4 protein-coding genes are annotated in these 6947 nt (G+C 66.5%); 3 read left to right on the forward strand and 1 reads right to left on the reverse strand.

The features are described 5' to 3' along the window. Positions 1–64: 64 nt before the first annotated feature. Positions 65–634: a hypothetical protein gene (locus VFW45_13380; GenBank protein ID HEU5181776.1), complete on the reverse strand. Its 570-nt coding sequence runs from the start codon at positions 632–634 to the stop codon at positions 65–67. Positions 635–1273: 639 nt separating this feature from the next. Here VFW45_13380 and VFW45_13385 point away from each other — a divergent pair. The 3 genes from VFW45_13385 to VFW45_13395 all read left to right on the forward strand — a co-directional run. Further along, the gene (locus VFW45_13385) at positions 1274–3778 is read left to right on the forward strand and encodes an ABC transporter permease (GenBank protein HEU5181777.1); all 2505 of its coding nucleotides are present in this window, start codon (positions 1274–1276) and stop codon (positions 3776–3778) included. A 181-nt stretch (positions 3779–3959) separates the two neighbouring features. Then, positions 3960–5381, forward strand: coding sequence for a sialidase family protein (locus tag VFW45_13390; GenBank protein HEU5181778.1), 1422 nt, complete (start codon positions 3960–3962; stop codon positions 5379–5381). 76 nt (positions 5382–5457) lie between these two features. Further along, the coding region (locus VFW45_13395; protein HEU5181779.1) for a Na+/H+ antiporter at positions 5458–6947 on the forward strand (1490 nt) is incomplete at its 3' end.

Raw genomic sequence — 6947 nt, forward strand, 5'->3', positions numbered from 1 at the left:
CGGCAAAAGGCGGCCGCGCGTCAACGGCCGGCACTTGATCAGGCTTGGGGCCGGGAGGCAGGCCTCAAGAGGGCTTGTTGAAGGCTTGATCCATGCGTTCGAGCATCGCCTGCTCTGAAGAAGAGATCTTGCCGAAACCGAGCAGCCCGCCGGCCGCCTCGGCGATCCGGCGCGCGCGATCCAGCAGGTTGTGCTTGAGCTGGTTCAGCTCGCGCGGATCCATGGCCGCCGCCAGCCCCTGGACGTAGTGAGTCCAGGCCTGCAGGAGCTGGGGCGAGGGGCGCTTCTCGAGCCACGACTCCAGCAAGGGAAAGTCGACCTTGTCCTTGCCGAACTCGACCGAGCGGGCGGCGGCTAGAACCGCTTCCCGCTCTTTTTCATCCACGTGGCCGTCGGCCCACGCGACCTCGACCAGAGGAACGGCCGCCATCGAGGCGAGGATGCTCGGGGTCACCTTCAGCTCGAGCAGCTTGTCGAGGACCGCCTCGTCGGTGATGCCGGAAACGCCGGTGAGGGCCTTCCGATTCCCTTCCATCTCGGCCAGCTTGCGCAAGCGGGCGACGGCGCGATCGTTCTCTTCTTTGAAGAATGCCTCCTCCAGCTTGCGTCCGCCTTCAAAGGGGGTGTGGGACATGCTCGTCGGCCTCCGTCGAGACGCCGCTCGCAGCCCGAAAGCACCAGGACGGCGGCTGGCTCGAGAATCTTCGCGAAGATTCTGTTTCATGACCCGCGCCCCGGTCAAACACTACCTTGGGCTTGAGCCTGGGCAGGGGCACCGTTGGACGCGACGGCGAGGAGCGGCCGCGCGTCAACGGCCGGCACTTGATCTTGGGGAAGCATGTCGCTCTGGAAAAGCCTCTAACTTCCAGATGGGCTTGAGCCCGGGCAGGGGCACCGTTGGACGCGGCGGCGAAGAGCGGCCGCGCGTCAACGGCCGGCACTTGATCTGCCCCGGGCATTTCCGGGTCCAAAACCGCGGATTTCTGGAAGTTAGAGGCTTTTGCGCCGCGTCCAAGGGTGCACTGCCTGGGTCCAGAATCGGGCATGGCGTTCCCCAGGCGTTGTACTCGCTGATTCCCCCGCCAAGAATCTCATTCGATCTCCGCGTTGGGAACACCAGCTTCCCCAAGTCCAAGTGGCGGCCGTTGACGCGCGGCCGCTCTTCGCCGCCGCGTCCAACGGTGCCCCCGCCCGGGCTATTTCTTGTAAATGTTGTATCGCATGGAACCTGCCGCCTTCCGCCATCGTACTATTCGGTCATGGAGGAGCCGGCATGGGTCACTTCGTCCAGGATCTGAAGGTTGGGCTGCGAGTTCTTCTCCGGGAAAAAGGCTTCTGCGCCCTGGCGGTCACCGTGCTGGCCCTGGGGATTTGCGGCGTCACGACCACCTTCAGCGTGGTCAACGGGGTCATGCTGCGGGGCTTCTCGTTCCCCAATGCTTCCCGCCTGGTCAGCGTCCAGCTCATCGATCCCACCAGCAAGAACTTCTTCGGCTTCAACGGCCAGATCTCCGCCATGGACTACGAGGAGATGCGGCCCGAGCAGAAATCCTTCGAGATGATGGCGGGGTACCTCAACGGCTCGACGGTCAACGCCACCATCGACGGCCACCCCAAGAGATTCACCGGCGCCTACATCACCGAGGATTTCCTCCGGATCCTGGGAGTATCCCCCAGCCTCGGCCGCGACCTGACAGCGGCCGACAACAAGCCGGGGGCGGAGAAGGTCGTCATCATCGGCTACGGCCTCTGGCAGCGCGAGTTCGGTGGCACCAGGGACATCATCGGCAAGCCGGTCCGAATCAATGGAACGCCGGCCACCGTGGTCGGCGTCATGCCGCAGGGCTTCGCCTTCCCGGTCAACGAAGAGCTGTGGGTGCCGCTGTACAGCGAGTTCCCGCCGCGTCAGCGCAACGATCCGCGCGCCAACGGCCCGGCGGTGCTGGCGCTGCTCAAGAACGGGACCACTGTGGAGCAGGCGAACGCGGAGGTTACCACCTTCGCCAAGCGCTTCGCCGAGGCCTACGCCGACACCAACAAGCGGTTCAACGCCGGACTGGTCGAGCCGTTGCTCAAGACCTACACGCCGCTGCCGCTGCGCGGCACGTTGCTGACCATGCTGGCCTTCTGCGTCGGCGTGCTCCTGATCGGCTGCGTCAACGTGATGAACATGCAGTTCGCCCGCGCCTCCCTGCGGGGGCGCGAGCTGGCGATCCGCTCCTCGCTCGGCGCTTCGCGCATCCGGCTCATCTTGCAGATGCTCACCGAGTCGCTGGTGCTGACCTTCGCCGGCGCGGCGGCGGGCGTCGGATTGGCCTATTACTGCACCCATCTGCTGACGGCCTCGGTGCGCGGCCTGGAGAATCCGCCCCCGTCCTGGATCACCTTCGACATCGACGGCGTCGTCCTGCTGGCCGTTGTCGTCGCCATGCTCGGGTCCGCCGTGATCTCGGGCCTGCCGCCCGCCTGGATGGCCTCGCGCGGCAGCGTCGCGGGCCTGCTCAAGGAAGGAGGCCGCGGCAGCACCGGGCGCGGCACCAAAATCATCATGCGCTCCCTGGTGGTGCTGCAGGTGATCGTCACCTGCATCCTCCTGATCGGCGCGCTGCTGCAGATGCAGTCGATCGTCAAGCAGCAGACCATCGATTACGGCTACGACACCGAGAGCATCATGACGGCGCGCATGGGGCTGATGGACGGCGACTACCCGACGCAGGAGGCGCGCAAGATATTCTTCGATCGCCTGGTGCAGGACCTGAGCTCCAGCTCCGAGTTCGCCAGCGTCGCGCTGACCAACAAGTTCCGCATGGTCTTCTCCGGCAACGGGCCGATCGAGATCGAGGGGAAGGAATACAAGGACCCCAAGGATCGGCCGAACGCCAATTTCGAGCAGGTCAGCCCGGCCTATTTCGACGCATTGGGGATGAAGCTGCTCGACGGGCGCCGCTTCCAGGAAGACGACCTCGACAGCAAGCAGCCGGTGGCGATTGTCAACGCCGCCTTCGCGCAGAAGCACTATGGCAACGACACCCCGCTGGGGCGGCGGTTCCGGGGCGTGGACGGCCAGGGCCAGGCCGGACCGTGGCGCACGATTATCGGAGTGGTGAACAACGTGCGGATGATGCCGCCGTTCAACATCCCCAATGTCGACGCGTCGGGCTTCTACGTGCCGTTCTTCGCACAGCCCACCGGCCCGGTCCAGGCGGAGCCCAACGTCAGCCAGTTCGCCACCGTCATCGTCAGGCCGCGCGGCGGCATGCGCGCCGACGCTCTAGCCAACTCGCTTCGCCGTGAAGTGTCCAAGGTGGACTCGAACCTGCCTCTCTACTTCGTGGACGTCCCCAAGAAGCAGATGGACGGCTTCGTGAGCCAGAACCGGATCGTCGCCATCATGTTCAACATCTTCGGGCTGGTGGCGATGGTGATCGCCGGCGTGGGAATCTACGGCGTGATGGCCTTCTCGGTCAGCCAGCGCACCCAGGAGCTCGGCGTGCGCATGGCGCTGGGGGCGGACAGCCGGCGCATCCTGCGCATGGTCCTGCAGCAGGGGACGATCCTGACCGGGACCGGGCTGGTGCTCGGATTGCTGCTCACCTTGGGCCTCGCCGGGCTCGTGGGGAGCGGGGTCCAGAACGTCCTGTTCGGCGTCAGCCCCTTCGATCCGCTCACTTACGCCGCGGTGTTCGTGCTGGTAGCCGTGGTCTCCTTCGCCGCGTCGTTCTTCCCGGCACGCCGCGCCACCCGCGTCGACCCGATGATCGCCCTGCGGGCCGAGTAGCCCGCCGATCTCAGTCCCGGGCCGGTTCCCTGGCCGGCCCGGGAATGCACCTCACGAATCCCCCGCCTCGCAGGCTCCGGCTCCAGCCGATCAGGCAGCCCCGCCACTTTGAGCTCCATTGACACGGCCCGCCGAATCGGCGTAAAGCTTGGAGACAATCCTTCCAATTCGGGAGTCAGTCATGTTCACCTCCGAGCCCCGAGACAGTGTCCGCTTATCCCTCCTTGCCGGAGTGCTTCTTCTCGCTGCCGTGACGATGGCCGGGGCGGCTCCGAAAAGCGTCGTCTTCGGTGCCGACCAGGAAGTCGGAGGAGAGGGGACGAGCCAAGCCAATCCGAGCATCGCGTTCAATCCGGTCGATTCGTCGGAGCTGGTGGTAGCCTTCGTCGACACCTATTCAGCCGGCAGCATTCCGGCCGCGGCATGCCGGACCGCCTTCCGGACGGTGGCGGGATGGCAGACGGGAGACGCCGTGCCGCTGGAGCTGCCTGCCGGTGCGACCAGCGTCACCTGCGGATTCCCCGCCATTGCCGGCGATGAATCGGGGAGCTTTTACGTCGCCTACCTGAAAGGCATCTCCGCCCCCGGCCGCTTCGACAGCGAAGTCTTCGTGGCCAAGAGCACCGACGGCGGGGAGTCTTTCTCGTCCAGCTCCATGATCTTCGACGGTGTGTCGGGCCGGGCAGACACCCCCTCCATCGCCGTCGACAACTGGGCCGGCAGTCCGTTCCGCGGCCGGGTCTACGTCGCCTATACGAATTTCGGCTTCGGCACCACGGAATCGATGCAGGCCGCCTTCTCGCGGGACGGCGGCGCGACCTGGTCGGCGCCGCAGGACATCTCCGTCCCGGTCGACAAGGAGACTCCCGTGGGGGCCAACGTCGTGGTGGCTCCGAACGGCAGCGTCTTCGTCTTCTGGTCGAGCTTCCTGCACTCCTCCTCGAAAAAGCTGTCCATCCTTTTCACGCGATCCGACGACGGCGGCATCACCTGGGTCCGCGAGGACTCGGTCGCTTCGCATCTTCCCAGCCCGGGCTTCTTCCGGCTGAAGAACGAAGACCCTCTCTTCATGGTCAGCCCCTTCGCGGGGATCGCGGCGAACAGCAATCCGAGCGCCGCGGTCGGACCGGACGGAACGCTCTACCTCGCCTGGACCGATTTCAAAGAAGGAAGCTGCAAGTCGCTCTCGAGCTTTGGGGACTTCGCTTGCGCCAATGCCGATGTGAGGCTCTCGCTGTCGAAGAATGGGGGGAAATCCTGGAGCAAGCCGGTGAAGGTGAGCGACGAGAGTCCGGCGGGATCGGACCAGTTTCATCCGCAGATTGCCGTCCATCCCGATGGCCTGGTGAGTCTGGTATGGCTGGATCGGCGCCTGGATCCGGATAACGTCGATGTGAATACCTTCTACACCAACACCAGCGACGGCGTGAGCTTCCTGGCGAACGTGCGCGTCTCGGGCGCCACCTCGACGGTCGGCTCGTCGGCCTCCCTGGGAGACCGCATCGGGCTCGCCGTCGCGGGCTCCGAGGTCGACCCCGTCTGGGGCGACCTGCGCACCGGCACCCTTGGCCTGTTCACCGCGAAAGGGTCGCTGGCCCCCTGAAGGTCCCGCCGCGGAGGACGTGAGATAATCCGCCGCCTCAAAGCCAGGAACAGTTCCGGCTCGTAGCGGGGCGCGCTTGGTAAACCAGACCCTCATCAGCCTGGTCGCCTATCTCGGACTGGTCGGCGCAGCTTCGCTGCTGGCTCCGAAGCTCAGGCTGCCCGCGCCGGTCCTGCTGGCGGTTGCCGGCATCGCCTGGGGCCTGGTGCCGGGCCTCGCCTTGCCGACGGTGGATCCCCACATCATCCTCTCGGTCTTCCTGCCCCCGCTCCTCTACGCCGAAGCCTGGCGATCCTCCTGGCACGACTTCCGCCGCTGGATGCGCCCCATCCTCTCGCTGGCTATCGGCCTCGTCGCCTTCACGATTCTCTGCGTCGGCTACGCCGCCAGGCAGCTGGTGCCCGATCTCCCCTGGGCGGTCTGCTTCCTTATCGGCGCGATCGTTTCGCCGACCGACACGGTGGCGGTCCACGGCGTGCTCGAGCGCTTGCGGGTCCCGCGCCGGGCCACGGCGATCATCGGCGGGGAGAGCCTGGTCAACGACGCCACCGGACTCCTGGGGGTGCAGCTCGCCCTGATCGTGATTTTCACGGGGGTCTTCGAAGTCAGCGAGATTGCCACGCATTTCCTGCGCATCGCGGCGCTGGGCATTGCCAGCGGCGTTTTGGCGGGGTTGCTGGCGATTGTCCTCAACTCGCGGGTGCGCGGCACGGCGGTCCTGTTCGCCTTTTCGCTGCTCGCGCCCTACCTGGCCTTCGCGGTGGCGGAATGGGCGGGGGCATCCGGCGTCCTGGCGGTGGTGGTGGCGGGCTTCGTCGCCTCGTGGCGCATCGATCTCATCCCGGCGGAGAGCCGGGTCGATCTCACCACCGACTGGGACGTCCTGACCTTCCTGCTGAACGGCCTGATGTTCCTGTTCGTCGGTGTGGAGACGCCGCGCCTGCTGGTGGAGAATACCGCGGAGATCCCCTTGCTGGGCACGGGACTGGCCCTCGGCGCCGTGGTGATCCTGGCGCGCCTCATCTGGATCTGGCCCGCCGCCTACCTGCCCCTGTGGCTCTTCCCCAAGCAGCGGAAAAGGGAAGGAGGCTACCCTGCGCCGCAGGGAGTGCTTCTCGCTGCCTGGTGCGCCGTGCGGGGCGCGATCTCCCTGGCCGCCGCCCTCGCCATTCCGGCGACGCTGCCGTCCGGGGAGCCATTTCCCGGCCGGCCGGTCATCCAGGCGGCCGTGCTGGTCACGATTCTGGTGACCCTCATCGGCCAGGGAGCCACGCTGGAGCCGCTGGTGCGCTGGCTGCGCCTGCCCCGCGACCCGTCGACCGAGGACGAGATGCGCAAAGCGCGCGAGGCGATGCTCTCCGCCGGGATCGCGCGGCTGGATCAGTTCTGCAGCGAGCGCTCCTGTCCCGTCGCGGTCCACCGCTATCGCGACGTCATGGTCGACCGGCTGGCGGAGCTGCGCGAGCTGGAGGAAAGCAGGAGGCGCCACGCCACGCGACGGCTGGAGGTTTCACGGGAAGTGCGCCGTGCGGTCTGGGAGGCCCAGACCGCGGAGCTGCTGAAGCT

The sequence above is a fragment of the Candidatus Polarisedimenticolia bacterium genome (assembly GCA_035764505.1).
Classification (GTDB): Bacteria; Acidobacteriota; Polarisedimenticolia; order Gp22-AA2; family AA152; genus AA152.

What these genes read in the sequence shown, in the direction of transcription:
- VFW45_13380 (HEU5181776.1), bottom strand. Translation starts at nt 634, where the DNA reads ATGTCCCACACCCCCTTTGAAGGCGGACGCAAGCTGGAGGAGGCATTC.
- VFW45_13385 (HEU5181777.1), top strand. Translation starts at nt 1,274, where the DNA reads ATGGGTCACTTCGTCCAGGATCTGAAGGTTGGGCTGCGAGTTCTTCTC.
- VFW45_13390 (HEU5181778.1), top strand. Translation starts at nt 3,960, where the DNA reads ATGTTCACCTCCGAGCCCCGAGACAGTGTCCGCTTATCCCTCCTTGCC.